Origin of the sequence: Actinomycetospora sp. (genome assembly GCF_036497245.1) — a bacterium.
In the GTDB taxonomy this organism is placed as follows: Bacteria; Actinomycetota; Actinomycetes; order Mycobacteriales; family Pseudonocardiaceae; genus Actinomycetospora.
The window spans coordinates 1-16,099 of sequence record NZ_DASXJS010000201.1; the positions used below are offsets into that span (position 1 = coordinate 1).

The 16,099-nt window shown below is 76.0% G+C and carries 14 protein-coding genes; 3 read left to right on the plus strand and 11 right to left on the minus strand.

The genetic code is table 11. The features are described 5' to 3' along the window. Window positions 1–212: 212 nt before the first annotated feature. Complete coding sequence (locus tag VGI02_RS21300) at window positions 213–2,933, minus strand: AfsR/SARP family transcriptional regulator (protein ID WP_331630602.1); 2,721 nt, start codon at window positions 2,931–2,933, stop codon at window positions 213–215. Window positions 2,934–3,020: 87 nt separating this feature from the next. Between VGI02_RS21300 and VGI02_RS21305 the strand changes: the two genes are divergently transcribed. Together VGI02_RS21305 and VGI02_RS21310 are read left to right on the plus strand one after the other, a co-directional pair. Further along, the gene (locus VGI02_RS21305; RefSeq protein ID WP_331630604.1) at window positions 3,021–3,359 is read left to right on the plus strand and encodes a hypothetical protein; all 339 of its coding nucleotides are present in this window, start codon (window positions 3,021–3,023) and stop codon (window positions 3,357–3,359) included. Further along, a complete protein-coding gene (locus tag VGI02_RS21310; protein WP_331630606.1) occupies window positions 3,356–4,051 on the plus strand; it encodes a DUF4386 family protein in 696 nt (231 codons plus the stop codon). Before VGI02_RS21305 ends, VGI02_RS21310 begins: the two co-directional genes overlap by 4 nt. On the opposite strand, the gene VGI02_RS21315 is transcribed toward VGI02_RS21310, so the two are convergent. The 10 genes from VGI02_RS21315 to VGI02_RS21360 form a co-directional block, all read right to left on the minus strand. Next, window positions 4,006–5,862: a Na+/H+ antiporter NhaA gene (locus tag VGI02_RS21315; RefSeq protein WP_331630608.1), complete on the minus strand. Its 1,857-nt coding sequence runs from the start codon at window positions 5,860–5,862 to the stop codon at window positions 4,006–4,008. The two genes, VGI02_RS21310 and VGI02_RS21315, sit on opposite strands and share 46 nt — an antisense overlap. Window positions 5,863–5,866: 4 nt before the next feature. Then, entirely contained in the window at window positions 5,867–6,337 is a 471-nt protein-coding gene (locus VGI02_RS21320) for a hypothetical protein (RefSeq protein ID WP_331630610.1), read from the minus strand. A gap of 77 nt (window positions 6,338–6,414) precedes the next feature. Further along, entirely contained in the window at window positions 6,415–7,671 is a 1,257-nt protein-coding gene (locus VGI02_RS21325; RefSeq protein ID WP_331630612.1) for a cytochrome P450, read from the minus strand. 44 nt (window positions 7,672–7,715) lie between these two features. Then, a complete protein-coding gene (gene denD, locus VGI02_RS21330) occupies window positions 7,716–8,705 on the minus strand; it encodes a D-erythronate dehydrogenase (RefSeq protein WP_331630614.1) in 990 nt (329 codons plus the stop codon). Between the two features lie 14 nt (window positions 8,706–8,719). Further along, entirely contained in the window at window positions 8,720–9,316 is a 597-nt protein-coding gene (locus tag VGI02_RS21335; protein WP_331630616.1) for a histidine phosphatase family protein, read from the minus strand. A gap of 5 nt (window positions 9,317–9,321) precedes the next feature. Beyond that, window positions 9,322–10,272 carry a lysylphosphatidylglycerol synthase transmembrane domain-containing protein gene (locus tag VGI02_RS21340; protein ID WP_331630619.1) on the minus strand — a complete coding sequence of 317 codons (951 nt, stop codon included), beginning with the start codon at window positions 10,270–10,272 and terminating at the stop codon, window positions 9,322–9,324. Further along, window positions 10,269–11,072 (minus strand): methyltransferase domain-containing protein, encoded by an 804-nt coding sequence (locus VGI02_RS21345; RefSeq protein ID WP_331630621.1) that lies wholly within the window; start codon window positions 11,070–11,072, stop codon window positions 10,269–10,271. Before VGI02_RS21345 ends, VGI02_RS21340 begins: the two co-directional genes overlap by 4 nt. Next, window positions 11,069–12,130: a glycosyltransferase family 4 protein gene (locus VGI02_RS21350; RefSeq protein WP_331630623.1), complete on the minus strand. Its 1,062-nt coding sequence runs from the start codon at window positions 12,128–12,130 to the stop codon at window positions 11,069–11,071. Before VGI02_RS21350 ends, VGI02_RS21345 begins: the two co-directional genes overlap by 4 nt. A 186-nt stretch (window positions 12,131–12,316) precedes the next feature. Beyond that, window positions 12,317–12,715: a 6-pyruvoyl trahydropterin synthase family protein gene (locus VGI02_RS21355; protein ID WP_331630626.1), complete on the minus strand. Its 399-nt coding sequence runs from the start codon at window positions 12,713–12,715 to the stop codon at window positions 12,317–12,319. Between the two features lie 66 nt (window positions 12,716–12,781). Beyond that, window positions 12,782–13,750 carry a zinc-dependent alcohol dehydrogenase gene (locus VGI02_RS21360; protein ID WP_331630628.1) on the minus strand — a complete coding sequence of 323 codons (969 nt, stop codon included), beginning with the start codon at window positions 13,748–13,750 and terminating at the stop codon, window positions 12,782–12,784. 52 nt (window positions 13,751–13,802) lie between these two features. Here VGI02_RS21360 and VGI02_RS21365 point away from each other — a divergent pair. Beyond that, the coding region (locus VGI02_RS21365) for a CDP-alcohol phosphatidyltransferase family protein (protein ID WP_331630630.1) at window positions 13,803–16,099 on the plus strand (2,297 nt) is incomplete at its 3' end.

The following is a 16,099-nucleotide window of genomic DNA, read 5'->3' on the forward strand; positions in this document are numbered from 1 at the left end:
AGCTGGTCGTCGACCTCCTCGCGGCCCCGTTCTTCTACCGGCGCCTCATCGCCCATCACCCCATCCCGGCGGAGATGCCCGGGGCCGTCGTCGATCACGTCCTCGCGTCGCTGCGGATCGGGCCCAGCTCGTAGATCCGGACTTCGTGAGCGCGCCGCCCGAGAATCTTGCGCGTGTCGCGCACGAGATCGTGATCATGCGCGTGGCCGGCGTCAGCTCAGGCTCGCGACCAACCGCGCGGCGTCGTCGGCGCCCTCACCTGCCCCGGCCTCGGTGAACCAGCCGTCGGCGGCCTCGGCGAGGACGCGGGCGGCGTCGCGGTCGCCCCGGGCCAGGACCGCCTCGGCGAGCCACACCCGGATCTGGGCGAGCAGGCGCGGGTCGGCAGCCTCCTCGGCCTCGGTCGCGGCCCGCCGCAGGGTCGCCTCGGCGTCGGTTGCGCCGGCGTCGTGCTGCGCCCGCCCGAGGTGGGCGAGGTGCTGCGCCGCCGCGCCGGGGAAGCCGAGGTGGCGCGCCGAGGTCGCGGCGTGCCCGTGGTGGCGGGCCGCGTCCGCGTGCCTGCCCTCGGCCGCGGCGATGCGCCCGAGGGCGGCCTCGGCGTGCAGCAGCCCCCAGCTGTCACCCACCGGCCCGACGAGACGGATCGCGGCGTCACAGGACGTCCGCGCGGCCGTGGTGTCGCCGAGGGTGACGTGGACGAACGCGGCGAGCAGGGCCGACGCGCCTTCCTCCCAGTCCAGGCCCCGGGCCGCGTACTCGTCGCGACAGCGCTCCAGCGCCACCAACGACTCCGCGAGCCGCCCCTCCTGGAGCAGCAGGAAGCCGCTGAACCACCGCGTGCCGTCCGGGTCGCCGGACCCGTCGACGGCATCGAACGCGTCCCGGGCGGCCCGGAGGTCGCCCGACATCGCCTCGAGCCAGCTCTCCAGCAGCAGGGCCCGACGGTGCAGGTCGGCGGGGGAGTCGGGGGCGGCCCGGCGGGCGAGGCGCAGTCGGGCCGCCGCGTCGTGGTCGTCGAGCAGGACCCACGCCCATCCGAGGTCGGCGGCGATCCGCAGGCCCGTCGTCGGATCGTGGTCGGCGCAGTGGGCGAGCGCGGTGTCGACGGCGGCGCGCTCGGCGGCGACGGCGGCCACGCGTGCCGCCTGTCGCGGTCCGCGCACGTCCGCGGCGACGTCGCGGGCGAAGCCGGCGACCCAGTCGACGAGCGCGTCGAGGGCCGCCCCGGTCGCGCCCGCGGCGGCGGAGCGTTCCGCGGCCAGGGCCCGGACGCTGTGGAGCAGCCGGAACCGGGTGCTCCCGGTCCGGTCCGTCCCGACGGTGACGAGTGATCGGTCGACCAACCGCGTCACGACGTCGAGGCCGGCGCCTGCCGGGAGACCGAGCCCGACCAGCACGTGCTCGACGGCGGCGGGCGCGGCACCGTCGGGGAACGGCGCCAGTGCCCACAGCCCGCGCTGGTCGTCGGGGAAGAGCAGGTCGTAGCTCCATCCCAGGGCCCCCTCGAGCGTGCGACGGCGCTCCGGGCCTCCGGAGACGGGGTCGCGGAGCAGCGCGAACCGGTCGTCGAGGCGCTCGACGATCTCGGCGACGGTCAGCACCCGCGTGCGGGCGGCGGCGAGCTCGATGGCCAGCGGGAGCCCGTCGAGGGCGCGGCACAGCCGGGCGACCTCACCCGGGCCCGCCGGGCGACGGTCGGTCGCGGCCCGCGCGGTGAACAGCGCGGCGGCGTCCTGATCGGGGAGGGGCTCCAGGGCGTGGACCCGCTCGCCGTCGAGACCGAGCGGGCGCTGGCTCGTCGCGAGGATCCGGACCCGGGCGGCCGCGGTCAGGATTCCCTCCGCCACGGCGGCCACGGCCTCGGCCAGGTGCTCGCAGTTGTCGAGGACCAGCAACAGGTCGGCCCCGCGCAGGCTCCCCGGCAGATCCGCGGCGGCCGCTCCCGGGACGACGTCGACGACGGCGGCGCCGATCCCGCCGGGGGTCGCCACGCCCTCGAGCCGCACGAGCCAGGCCGCGGGCGCGGTTCTCGCCGCCTCGACGGCGAGGCGGGTCTTCCCGACGCCCGCGGGACCGACGAGCGTCACCAGCCGGTGGTCCCCGAGCACGGCGACGAGAGCCGCCAGCTCCGCGTCCCGCCCGACGAGCGGGGCGAGGGCCGCGGGGAGGTTGCCGCGCCGGCGGGGGACCGGGGCGAGGTCGGCGTCCTGGATGAGGATGCGGCGTCCGAGGTCGGCGAGCTCGGGACCGGGGTCGACGCCGAGCTCGTCGGCCAGCAACCGGGTCGCCTGCCGGAAGGTGGCGAGGGCGTCGGCCTGCCGTCCCGACCGGTAGAGCGCCGTGACGAGCAGCGTCCACGAGCGCTCGCGCAGCGGGCCGTCGGCGACCAGCGTCCCCAGCTCGCCCACGACCTCGGCGGCCTCGCCCATCGCCAGCCGCGACGCCACGCCGTTCTCGGCCAGCTGCCACCGGGCCTCGTCGAGCCGGGCGCGCCACGGCAGTGCCCAGTCCGCGTGGCCCGCGTCGGGGAGGAGCTCGGGCCCGAACAGCGCCGATCCCGCCGCGCCCATCGCGGCGGCCGCGGTGTGATCGCCCGCCGCGAGCCGCTCCGCGCCTGCGTCGGCGAGCCGGAGCGCCTCCAGGGCGTCGACGGCGGCCGGCTCGACGGCGAGCGTGTACCCGGTGCCGTCCCCGCGCAGGATCGCGGGGTCGCCGAGGGCCCGGCGCAGCTGCGAGACCTTGGCCTGCAGCGCGTTGAGCCGCGCGCCCGACCCGTCGGGCCACAGATCGGCGAGCAAGCGCTCCGCGCGGACCGGGCGCCCGGCGTCGAGGGCCAGGCGGACCAGGAGCGCGCTGGTGAGCCCCCGGGGCACGCGGGCCTCGACGTCGTCGCGCCGGACCGCGACGGGGCCGAGCACCGCGACGGTGAGCACCCGCCGAGCGTAGGCCCGTCGCGGGTGCCCACGGGAGCGTCAACCGGCCGTCAGCGACGCGTCAGCGGGTCAGCGCACAGTGCCGCCATGACCACGACGAAGGCGACCGACGCACTGGTCCGCGGCCTCGTCGCGGGCGACCGGGCCGCGATCGACGCCCTGGTGGCGGCGGCCGGGACCAGCCGGGACGCGACGGTGCTCGTCGCCGCCGCGCTCGTCGTCGACGACGGGACTGCCCTGCTGGCCCGGGCCGCCACCGCCGCGCCGGACCTGCGGACCCGCCAGCTCGTGGCCATCGCCGCCGCGTTCCTCGACGGCGACGCCGACCGCGTCCACCTGCTCGCCCGGGACCACCTGGCCGAGCACCCCGACAGCCTGCTGGCCGCGCACCTCGCGGCCGGTACCGAGACCAGGAGATTCCCATGAGCCCCAGGACCACCGCCGTGGCGATGATCGTCGCCGCCGTCCTCGTCAACATCGCCTTCGCCGTTCTCGGCGCGGTCTTCGACTACCCCGACGTGCTCGGCCACCCGCCCGCGGAGGTCCTGGCCACCTTCGGGGCCGCGGAGGTGACCGTCGCCGGCTGGTTCGCGGTGCTCGCCCTGGGCGCCGCGCTCCAGGCCCCGATCGCGATCGGGGTCGGGCGCCTCTCGACGGCGAGCGCGATGCGCTGGGCGGTCCCCGTCGGGATCGCCGCGGCCGTCGTCCAGGTGGTCGGACTGCTCCGCTGGCCGCTGCTCGTCCCGGGCTGGGCCGCGGCCGCCGCGGGCGGTGACCCCTCGGCGGTCGCCTCCTTCGCCACCGCGAACCGGGTGCTCGGCACGATCGTCGGAGAGACCGGCGGGTACGTGCTGACCGCCGCGTGGACGGCCCTGGTGCTCGTCGCGCTCGGGACCGGGTTCGCGGGACGCGCCTTCGCGGTGCTCGGCGCCGTCTCCGCCACGCTCATCCTGGTCGGGGTGCTCTCGCCCCTCGACCTCGCCCTCGTCGACCTCGCGAACTTCGCCGGGTACGTGCTCTGGAGCCTCTGGCTGGTCGTGTTCGCCGTCGTGCTGCTGGTACGCGGTCGTCGTCAGACGTCGAGCTCGGCCCGGGTGCGCGCGACGTCCACGTCGTGAAGGAGCGAGTCCAGGTCGTAGGCGCCGAAGTGGCGGCGGCCGTTGACGAAGAACGTCGGGGTGCCTGCGACGTCGCTGCGGTCGGCGGAGTCCAGGTCCTCGACCACCCGCTCGACGGCGTCCGACGCGTGGATGTCGCGGCGGAAGACCTCGACGTCGAGCCCGAGCGCGGCCGCGTGATGCTCGAGGTCGGTGGGGCGCAGGTGGTCCTGGTCGTCGAGCAGCCGGTCGTGCATCGGCCAGAACGCGCCCTGGCGGGCGGCGGCCTCGGCGGCCTGCGCGGCGATCGTCGCGCGCGGGTGCACGTCGGAGAGCGGCAGGTGGCGCCAGACGTAGCGGACGTCGCCGCGCTCGGCGAGCAGCTCGCGGACCGTCGGCTCGGCCTGACCGCAGAAGGGGCACTCGAAGTCGCCGTACTCGACGACGGTCACGGGGGCCTCGACCGGGCCGCGCAGGTGGTCGCGCTCCGGGTCCACGGGATCGACGAGGTCGACGAGCACCGGCGCGGACCCGAGCAGCGCCCGCTCCCGGCGGCCCGCGGGCAGGAGCGACAGGACACGGAACACCAGCCACGTGAGGGCGGGGGCGACGATCGCGGACGCGAGGATCCCGAGCGTGGCCTCCTCCAGGTCGGCCCCGGTGAAGGCGAGCGAGGCGATGAGCAGCGCGACGGTGAACCCGACCCCGGCGATGGTGCCCGCGCCCGTGACCCCGGCCCACCCGACCGGCGGGCGCAGCCGTCCCCGGCTCGCGCCGGTGAGCAGCAGCGATGTCCCGACGATCCCCAGCGGCTTGCCCAGGCCGTACCCGATCACGACGGCGAGGGTGATCGGCGAGGTCAGGGCGCGGACGAGGACGTCGCCGCCCAGCGGGACGCCGGTGTTGGCCAGCGCGAACAGTGGGACGACACCGAACGTCACCCACGGCAGCACCGACATCTGGAGCCGCTCGTTCGGCGAGACCGCGGCGCCGAGGCCGAGCCGCGCGGACCGGGCGAGCTCGGCGGTGGGCTGCTCGCGGAAGGCCCGTACCAGGTCGGTGGCGCGCTCGAGGTCGTCGCGGGCCGCGGGATAGGCGAGGGTCAGCAGGCCCAGGACCAGGCCGGCGACGACGGGGTCGAGCCCGCTCGCGAGCAGCGCGCCCCAGGCGCCGAGGCCGAGGGCCACGTAGAGCGGGACCGAGCGCACGCCCGCGCGGCGGGCGAGCAGGGTCGCGACGACGAAGGCCACGGCGACGAACAGCGCCGGGAGCACGACGTGCTCGGTGTAGACGATGGCGATCACGGCCAGGGCGGCCAGGTCGTCGACCACGAGCACGGCGACCAGGAACGAGCGCAGCGCCGCCGAGCGCACCCCGACCAGCGCCAGCAGGCCGAGGGCGAGCGCGGTGTCGGTCGACATGACCACGCCCCACCCGTGGGCGGCCGGGGTGCCCGCGGTGACGGCGAGGTAGAGGATGATCGGCACGGTCATCCCGACCAGTCCGGCCACCAGCGGGAGCACCAGGCGCAGCCGCTCCCGCAGCTCGCCGAGGTCGAACTCGCGCCGCGCCTCGAGGCCGACGACGAAGAAGAACAGCGTCATGAGCCCGGCGTTGACCCACGTCCGCAGCTCCTCGCCCGCCTCGTGCTCCCCGAGGCGGACGGAGAACTCGGTGGCCCAGAAACCGGTGTAGGACGCCGGGGCGAGGTTCGCCCACAGCAGCGCGGCCGCGGCGGCGGCGAGCAGGACGATCGCGCCGGCCCGCTCGTCGGCGACCCAGTGGCGCAGGCGCCGGCGCACCGACATCGACCACGCGGTCTGGGCGGCCACCACGTCAGCGTCTCCCGGGCACGCTCGAGGGCTTCGGGGACGACAGGATCCGGACGACGAGTCGCTCGTCGAGTCCGAGCCGCGGCGCCGAGGACCGGCAGCGCTCGACGATGCCGCGGGGTGAGAGCCCCATCTCGTGGTAGATCCGCACGAGGTTCTCCTGCTCGGGGGTCCACGGCCGCGTCGGCGTCCGGACCGGACGGTGCGGCTCGCTCGGTGTCCTCGGTCGCGGCATGCCGCTCGCCGGCGTCGGGGGCACCGTGGCGTTCTTCGCGGCGAGCTCACCGGACTCCGCACGACGGCGCACGTCCTCCGGCTCCGCCACCACGAAGGACTCCCCGCTCTTGTTCACCCCGACGGCGGTGACCGCCGGACCCTCGCGGTACCGCTCCTGGCACGCGGGCGCGAGGCAGTAGCGGTACCCCAGCTCGACCCGTTCTGGCAGCAGCTCCTCACCGCACCCGACGCAGCGCATGACGTCGCGACCCCGTTTCCTCACTCGACGAGGTGACAACGCCGCCCGGCACCGTCCTGTTCCGGCGACCGCCGCGGTCAGGGCCGACGCGTGAAGGTCACCGGGAGGTGGGTGATGGCCCAGGTGGTGCCGACGTCCTCGACGACGGCGTCCGGGTCGGCGAGGCGGATGTCGTCCATGGCGGCCAGCACCTCCTCGAACGCGATCTTCATCTCGGCCCGGGCCATGTGCAGCCCGACGCAGGTGTGGGCGCCGTAGCCGTAGCTCATGTGGCGGTTCGGGCTCCGGTCGATGCAGAGCTCGTCCGGGCGATCGAACACGGCCGGGTCGTGGTTGGCCCCCACCCAGTTCAGGTGCACCCGGTCCCCGTCGCGCAGATCGTGCCCGTCGAGGGTCGTGTCGGCGACGACGGTGCGGGTGTGCGACCGGGTCGGGGTCACGTAGCGCATCATCTCCTCGAGCGCGGCGGGGATCCGGTCCGGCTGGTCGCGCAGGGTCCGCTGCAGGTCGGGGTCCTCGGCGAGCATCAGGAACATGAAGCTCATCGAGCTCGCCGTGGTCTCGAAGCCGGCAGGCAACAGGATCAGGCAGTAGTCGAGGATCTCCGAGTCCGTCAGCGGCCGGCCGTCGACGGTGGCCGTGCAGAGCAGCGAGACGATGTCCTCGCCCGGCTCGGCGCGCCTGGCCTCCGCGAGGGCGCCGAAGTACTCGTAGATCTCCGTGGCCGGGGTGCCGTCCTCGGCGTCGCCGCGCACCAGCCGGATGGCCAGCGCGGCGAGCCGCTCGCGGTCGTCGTCGGGAACGCCGAGGGTGTCCATCAGGGCGTGCACCGTCACCGGCGTGCACAGCTGCTCGAAGAGCTCGGCGTGGCCGTCGTCGAGGAAGGCCCGCAGGTGGCGGCGCACCAGGTCGCGATAGGAGGGCTCGCGGGCCGTCTGCACACCGCGCGAGAGCGGCGCGGCGATGATCTGCTTGTACTGCCGGTGCAGCGGCGGATCGGACTCCATCGGGATCATCGGCCGCACCTGGCCGAAGCTCTGCAGGAGCACCGGGAAGTTCGAGTACGCGGTGCCCTCGTCGCGGTGCACCGCCACGAGCTGCTCGTACCCGGAGACGATCCAGACGCCGTCGCCGAAGCCGTCGCTGTGGGCCACCGGGCACTCGCGGGCCATCGCGCGGGAGACCCTCGTGTAGCGGCCGCGGGTCAGGCTGGGGCTCAGCGGGTCGAAGTGCTCCCGCAGGTGACCGAGGTCGTCGTGCTCGTCCGCGGACACCTCCGGATTCCAGTACCGGTCGGGCATGCGACGGACCTCCTCGTGGTCGCTGCGGGCCATGATGCTCGATCGGGGAGCCCGCGGCATCGGCTCGGGCGCGGCGGTCAGGAGGGTCCGGGCGGCGGACGATCGGCGAGGTAGTCGCGGATGAGGTCGTCCACGGAGGCGTCGGGCCGCAGCCCCAGGGCCGTGGCGCGCTCGGTGGCGAAGCGCGCGGGCCAGCTCCCGACGATCGCCGTGATCGCGGGGTCCCCGGTCCAGTCGACGAGCCCGCTCGCGCCCCCGGCGGCGCGGTCGAGAGCGTCGACCATCTCGCGCGGCGTCGTGGTGATCGACGGCAGGTTCATCGCGGTGCGGCTGCCCCAGGCCGCCCCGTCGACCGCCGCCGCGCGCACGATGCCCTCGACCGCTCGGCGCGGCGACGACAGCGCGACCGGGGTGTCGGGTGGGACCGGGCACGCGGCCCGCTCACCGGCGAGCGGCTCGCGGATGATGCCGGACAGGAAGCCCGAAGCGGCCGCGTTCGGGGGCCCGGGGCGCACCGAGACCGTCATCAGCCGCACCGAACGGCCCCGCACGAATCCCCGGCGGGTGTAGTCGGCGACGAGCTGCTCGCCGATGAACTTCTGCACCCCGTAGCTCGACTGCGGCCGCGGCAGGGTGTCGTCGTCGACCGTGCCCAGTGTCGGGCCCGCCGGGTCCGACCCGAACACCGCCAGCGAGCTGGTGAAGACCAATAGCGGGTTCCCCGCTCGGTGGCGGGCGTTCTCGAGTACCGCGCGGGTGCCGTCGAGGTTGGTGCGCATGCCGAGGTCGAAGTCGGCCTCGGCGGCCCCGCTGACCACGCCCGCGAGGTGGAAGTACGCGTCGACGTCCCCGAGGCGGTCGAGGACCTCGGCGAGGGGGCCGGTGAGCGCCGTCGTACGGGGATCCCGGGCCAGATCGGGGGCGGGCGCGGCGAGGTCGACGAGCACCAGCTCGTCGACCTCGCGGGCCGGCCCGCCGTCGAGGGCCACCGGCCCGGCGAGGAGGTGGCGGGCGAGGAGGGTGCCCAGGAACCCGGCCCCGCCCGTGATCACGACCCGGGTGCTCACGTCGCCCGCCTCCTTCAGTGCACCGGTGCCCCGGCGTGCGCGGTCACGTCGTTGAACGCGAGCAGCCGGGGCGTCGAGCCCGACGTGTCGACCCGGCACACCGCGGCGTCGGCCACCCACATCCGCCAGGCCACCTCGTCGCCGACCCCGAGCGCCCAGGCGACCGCGGCCTTGATGGGGGAGACGTGGCTGACCACGATCACCGGCCCCCCGGACGCGTCGCACGCCAGGTCCCGGCAGGCCGCGCGGACCCGGGCGCCCACCGCCGCGATCGACTCGCCCCCGGCGGGCACGTGGCCGGGGTCCTCCTGCCAGGCCCGCCAGCCCTCGGCGTCCAGGGCGGTGGCCGGGCATCCGTCCAGGTCGCCGTAGTCCATCTCGATCCACCGGTCGTCGACCTCGACGCCCGTCCCGGACGCGGCGGCGATCGTCTCCGCGGTCTCCCGGGCCCGGCCGAGCGGGCTGCTGATCAGCCGGGCCGGGGCGGGCAGGGTGCGGGCCAGCGCCTCGGCCTGCTCCCGCCCCGCGTCGCACAACGGCGGGTCCGCGCGCCCGAGCAGCAGCCCGGCCCGGTTCGCGCTCGTCTGGCCGTGGCGGACGAGGATGAGCACGCGCCTCACGCTACTGACGGACGGCGTGCCCGAAATGTGAACCGCGGTGATTTCGGCGATGCGGCGGCGTGCCGTTGCACCGTCCGGCGCAACACCAGCACTCCGAGGCCGGGCAGGGTCGACACCAGCGCGAGGATTCCGAACGCCACCGCCGTCGCGAGCCCGGTCTGCGCGCCGAGCCCGGCCACCCCGAACGACACCGCCGTCGTCGCCTCGCGCGGCCCCCATCCGCCCACGTTGAGCGGCAACCCCATCGCGAGCAGCGGGAGGATCAGCAGCGGCAGCAGGTCGATGGGGGTCGCCCGGACTCCGACCACGGCCGCGGCGACCACGAGCAGCGCCAGGTGACCCGCCATGGCGACGAGGGACAGCGCCAGCACACCGGGACCGGTCCGGGTGGTCAGCAGCCCGTCGCGGGTCGCGGCGGCCATCGGCGTGAGGCGGCGTCGGATCGCGGGGACCGCGGCCAGTCCGAGCACGACGACGCCCGCGGCGCCCGCCGCGAGGCCGACCTGTCCGAGCCCGCCCAGCAGGCCCCGCACCGGGCTCGGGACCGCGAGCAGCACCACGACCCCGACGACCACCACGACGACCTGCCCGGCGACCCGCTCGAGCACGACCGCGCGCACCCCGCGGCCGAGGTCGCCGTTGCGCCGCCCGTGGTCGACCGCACGGTGGACGTCGCCGAGCACGCCCGCGGGGAGCACCGAGTTGAGGAACTGGGCGCGGTAGCAGTCGCCGACCGCGCTGCCGAACCCGATCGACAGCCCCGTCCCCCGGGCGACCAGGCACCACCGGGCGGCGGAGGCCGCCGTCGTGACCGCCCCGATCACCAGGGCGACCACGAGCGCACCCGGCGACACCGCACGGACGCCGTCGAGGACCGCTCCGGTCCCGAGCCGGAGCACCACCGCGACGACGACCGCCGCACCGGCGAGGAGCTTCACCGCCCTCATCGCACCGTCCCCGGCAGCGCGAGCAGGTCCGCGTGGCCCACCTCGGCGTGCAGGCCCCCGGCGCCCAGGGCGTCGAGCCGGCGGGCGAGGAAGCGCTCCGCGGAGCCGACGAGGGCGGGCTCCTGCGCGCAGGCGGCGTCGACCCGGCCGCGTAGCCACTCCTCGGCGAGCGCGGCGTCCGCGGGCCCGAGGCGCCACGGGCTCGGGCCGCGGTGCACCGCGTACCCGTGGCGGGCGAACGCGGCCGCCGCGACGTCGGGGGCGTCCGGCCCGAGGAGGCCGTCGCGTCGCTGGTGGGCGTCGAACGCCGCCGTGACGTCGTCGTCGAGGGGATCGACGGGGTCGAGCGCGACCGCGCCGGTCACCGAGAGGGTGAGCAGCGCGGCGCAGCCGGCGTCGGCGCACAGCCGGGCGAGGCGCTCGACGTCGGGCGCGGTGAGCAGGTCGAGCAGGGCCGAGCAGACGAGGACGTCGGTGCCGGCGAGCGTGTCGAGGTCGGCGAGGTCCCCGACGACGGCGGTGGCCGGGACCGGCGTCGCGGCGGCCGCGCGGCGCGCGAGGTCGGCGTCGCGGTCCTGGAGCACCCACCGTTGCGGCCGCGCCAACCGCGGGGCGAGCCAGCGCCCCATCGAACCCGTGCCGCAGCCGAGGTCGCGGACCACGACGTCGCGGGCGCCCGGCCACGCCCCGAGGCGGTCGGCGAGGCGGTCGGCGAGGTCGCAGGCACGGGCGGTGTGGTCGGCGGGCTCGCGGAGCGCGAGCCAGTCGGGGGTGCAGACCGGTGAGCCGGGTCGGCTCAACCGGGCCCGGGGGAGCGGAGATGCCGCACGATCCGGCGAGAGGTCGAGGTCCACGGGGTTAGCGTGCCTCGCCGTCCGAGCGCTGAGAGTCTCCACCCGGAACGCAGCATCGGGTCCGCCAGCCACCGGAACAGCGCTGCGGCGAGCGCCCCAACGTTCTCAGCCGGTACCCAGATTCCGGGCAACGGGCCCGCGGATCCGAGCGCTTCCCCGACCCCGCCGACGCGGCTCGCCGCGACCGGGATCCCCCGGGCGAGCGCCTCGGTGACGACCATCCCGAACGTCTCGGTCCGCGACGGCAGCACGAGCAGGTCGGTGGCGGCCCACGCCCTCTCGAGCGCGGGACCGGTCAGTGCCCCGGGCACCGTGACGCGGCCCGCCAGGCCGTGGCGCGCGATCGTCGCGCGCAGCCGCACGACGAAGTCGGGGTCGCGGGTGACCGGCCCCGCGAGGACGCACGTCCAGGCCTGTTCGGAGACCCGGGCCAGTGCCTCGACGAGCACGTCCTGGCCCTTGGTCGGGGTGAGCGCGCCCAGGCAAAGCAGGTGCGGCGCCGTTCCGGTCACCGCCGAGCCGGGGGACACCGGCGCCGGATCGACCCCCGGCGGCGCGACGTGCACCCGCGCCGGGTCGAGCCCGTGGCGGCGCACCACCCGCTCCGCCGTCCACCGGCTCGTCGTCACGACGGCCGCCGCGTGGTGCAGCGCTCGTCGTTCGCGCCGGTCCAGCTCGCGGGCGACCGGTCCGGCGAGGCCGGCCTCGTCCGCCAGCGGCAGGTGCACGAGCACCACCAGGCGGAGCCGGTCGGCGTGCGGTGCGAGGGCGTCCGGCACCCCGCAGGCGACGAGCCCGTCCAGCAGCACCGCCCGGCCGTCCGGAACCCCGCGCAGGACCTCCTCGATCGTCGACGCCGGGCCGTGGGGCCAGGGGCCGTCGATCCGGTGCTCGGTCACGTCGACGCCGAGGTCGGCCAGTCCGGCCAGGACGCGCCGGTCGTAGACGTTGCCGCCGCTCGGGACGGTGTCGACGTCCCCGGGGAGCACGGCGTGGACGATCATCGGCCCTCGCGGGAGCGCACGCCGGGTCGGGGTCGCGGCACACCTGAGCTCGAGTGGGCCCTCATGGTTCTCCGCGCAGCCCTCAGGGTCCACTCGGCGAGGACGATCATCGGCGCCCTCGGGTGAGTGGCGCCGTCCGCTCACCTGATGACGGCGATGGACCATTGCTGTCCGGCGGCGGGGCCGTCACAGCGGGCGCTCGTACCCGGCCCGTGCGACGTGGGACTCACGCAGCTCCACCGCGATCACCGCGATCCCGCGGGCGCCCTCGCCGAGGTCGCCGGCGTGGATGCGGGCGGCGAGGCGGTCGGCGACGACCTGCGCGAGGAACTCCGTGGTCGTGTTGACGCCGGCGAAGGCGGGGTCCTCGTCGAGGTTGCGGTAGCGCAGGTCGTCGAGGACCGCGCCGAGCGCCGTCGTCGCCAGCCCGATGTCGACGACGATGTTGTCCGCGTCCAGGTCGGGCCGTCGGAACGTGGCGTCGACGACGAACGTGGCTCCGTGCAGCGCCTGGGCCGGGCCGAACACCGCGCCCGTGAAGCTGTGGGCGACCATCACGTGGTCGCGCACCGTGACCGAGAACATGATCAACTCCGATGATCAACGACGATTTTCGGACGTCCAGTGTCTGTAGAGAGACTTTTCTGGCACTCAGTAGTCCACCCGGACGGCGAGCCCGGGTGCGCCGGCGGCGAGCCGGGTCATCGTCTCCGGCAGCGTGCCGAACGCGACCGTCTCGGTGATCAGCGCGCCGAACCGGGCGTCGCCGAGCAGTCGCAGGGCCAGCGCCATCCGGTCGGCGTACGTCCACCGAGCCTGCCGCGCCGGGGACACCCGACCGACCTGGCTCGCCCGGATCGCGAGCCGGCCGGAGTGGAAGCCCTCGCCGAGCGGGACCCGGGGCACCCGGTCGCCGTACCAGGACAGCTCGGTCACCTCGCCCTCGACGCCGAGCAGCTCCAGCGAGCGCGCAAGCCCCGCCTCGGTCGCGCTGGCGTGGATGACCAGGTCGCAGCCGCCCGCGGCCTCGTCGGGGAGGGCGAAGCCGACGCCGAGCGCGTCCGCGACCGCCGCCCGGGCCGGGTCGACGTCGACCAGCTCGACCCGCACCCCGGGCATCGGCGCGAGCAGCGCGGCCACCGCGCACCCGACCATCCCGCCGCCCACCACCGCGATCCGGTCACCGACGCGCGGCGCGGCGTCCCAGAGCGCGTTCACCGCGGTCTCGACGGTGCCGGCGAGCACGGCCCGCGCCGCGGGTACCTCGTCCGGGACCGGACAGACGGCCGCGGCGGGGACCACGAACCCGGTCTGGTGCGGGTGCAGGCAGAACACGTCGCGGCCGCGCAGCTCCGGGGGCCCCTCCTCGACGGTGCCGACCGCCAGGTACCCGTAGGTGACCGGCGCGGGGAACTCGCCGACCTGGAACGGCGCCCGCATCGCCCCGTGCTGGCTCGCCGGCACCCCGCCGCGGAACACGAGCAGTTCGGTGCCCCGGCTGATCGCGGAATGCCGGGTGCGCACGACGACGTCGTCGGGCCCCGGCTCGGGCAGTTCGACCTCGACGAGGGCGCCGCGTCCCGGTTCGATGACCCGGAAGGCGCGTGCGGTCCGGTCCACGGTCGGCGGACCTCCTCACGATCGTGTGATGGGCGGGGGTGACGATAGGCGGATGCCCCGATCCACCGCGACGCTCGTCCGTCCCCCGATCGCGGCGACCGTGGCCGCGGCCGCCGTCGTCGCGGTCGGGCTGTTCGGGCTGCTCACGGTGTTCGCCGGGCTGCGGATCGCGGGGTGGGTCGGCGGCGCGACGTTCCTGGCGCTCACGGCGGCGCTCGTCACGGGGGCCGCGCGGCGCGCGGGTGCGACGACCCTCGGTCCCGCCGGGAGCGTCACGGCCCTGCGCGCGGTCCTGGTCGGCGGGGTGGCCGGGCTCGTCGTCCAGGAGCTCGCCGGCACCCGCCCGGCGCCGACGACGACGCTGGTCGCGCTGACGGTCGTGGCGTTGCTGCTCGACGCGGTCGACGGGCAGGTCGCGCGACGGACCCGGACCGTGAGCGAGCTCGGCGCGCGCTTCGACTCCGAGCTCGACGCCGCGCTGCTGGCGGTGCTCTCGGTCCACGTCGGCACCGACCTGGGCGTCTGGGTGCTGGCCGTCGGCGGGATGCGCTACGCCTTCGTCGCCGCGGGCTGGGTGCTCCCGTGGCTGCATGCCCCGCTGCCGGTCCGGCGCTCGGCGAAGGTCGTCGCGGGGGTGCAGGGGGTGGCGCTCGTGGTGGCGGCGGCCGATGTCCTGCCACGGATCGCGTCGACGGTGCTGGTCGCGGTGGCACTAGTCGCGCTGGTCTGGTCCTTCGCGGTGTCGGTCGGGTGGCTCGCCCGGCGGCGGGCCACAGTCACGGGCGAGGGGAAGGATCGGCCGCTCTACCAGCACGAGGGTTCCCCTCGCGCCGACGGAGCCGAGCACGAGGGTTCCCCTCGCGCCGACGGAGCCGAGCCCGCGGGCGGAGCCGAGCCCGCGGGCGGGGCCGAGACCGCCGACGGGGCCGAGGTCCACGACGCCACGCCGCCCCGGCCGCCATGGCGCCGCGCGGTCGGCGCCGCTCTCACCGTCCTCGCGGTGCTCGTCCTCGGGGCGGTGCTCGTGGCCCCGCAGAACGCGGGCGCGGTGATCCCCGAGGTGTACCTGCGGCTGCCCGTCGAGGGGGTCGCCGGGCTCGCGCTGGTGCTGCTGCTGCCGCGTCGGGTCCGCACGCCGCTGGCGCTGGTCGCGGGGGCGCTGCTCGGCGTCTGGGCCGTGCTGACCGCGTTCGACGTCGGCTTCGCGACCGTCCTGGCCCGCCCGTTCGACCCGGTCCTCGACCGGACGCTCGTCGCCGACGGCGTGGAGTTCGTCGCGAGCACCTACGGGCGGGCAGCCGAGATCGGGGCGGTCGTCGCGACCGTCGTGCTCGGTGTCGTCCTGCTCGGGGGCGGTGCGCTGGCCGCGCGTCGGGTGGTGACGCGGGCCGCGGTCCACCGGCGGGTGGTGCTGCGGACGCTCGGCGCGCTCGCCGCGGTGTGGCTGGTGGCGGTGGTGGCCGGGACGACCACCGCGCCGGGGGTCCGGCTCGCCGCCGCGAGCACGGCGGCGGGGGTGACCGATCGCGCCCACCTCACCCTGCGCTCGTTGCGCGACGCGGACGCGTTCGCGGCGCAGTCCCGCGCCGACGCGTGGTCGGGCGTCCCCGCGCCCGACCTGCTCACCGCGCTGCGCGGCAAGGACGTCGTGCTCGCGATCGTCGAGAGCTACGGCCGTGCCGCGCTGACCGACCCCGGCCTCGCCCCGACGGTGACCCCGGTGCTCGACCGCGCCGACCGCGACCTCCCCGCCGCCGGATGGGGTGCACGCAGCGGGTTCCTGTCGTCGTCGGTGATCGGCAGCGGCAGCTGGCTCGCGCACGCGACGCTGCTCTCGGGGTTGCGGGTGGACAACCAGCAGCGCTACCTGACGCTCACCTCCAGCGACCGGTTCACGCTCTCCGCCGCGTTCCGCCGGGCCGGGTGGGACACCTCCGCGATGCAGCCCGGCACCACCCGCGCCTGGCCCGAGGGCGCGTTCTACGGCTACGACCGCGCCTACAACGTGCGCGACCTCGGTTACCGCGGTCCGTCGTTCGGCTGGGCGTCCATGCCGGACCAGTTCGTGTTCGACCGCTACGACCGCCTCGAGCGCGACCGGCCGCAGCCACGCGCGCCGATCATGTCCGAGATCGACCTCGTCTCAAGCCACGCGCCGTGGACCCCGCTGCCGCACATGATCGGGTGGGACCAGCTCGGGGACGGCTCGGTGTTCGACGGCCAGGTCCCCGGCCCGCCGGAGCCGCCGGGCACCTCCGCGTCCTCGCAGGCCCGTGCCGGGTACGCGCAGTCGATCGCCTACACCATGGACGCCCTGACCCAGTGGGTGCAGCGCTCGAACGACCCGAA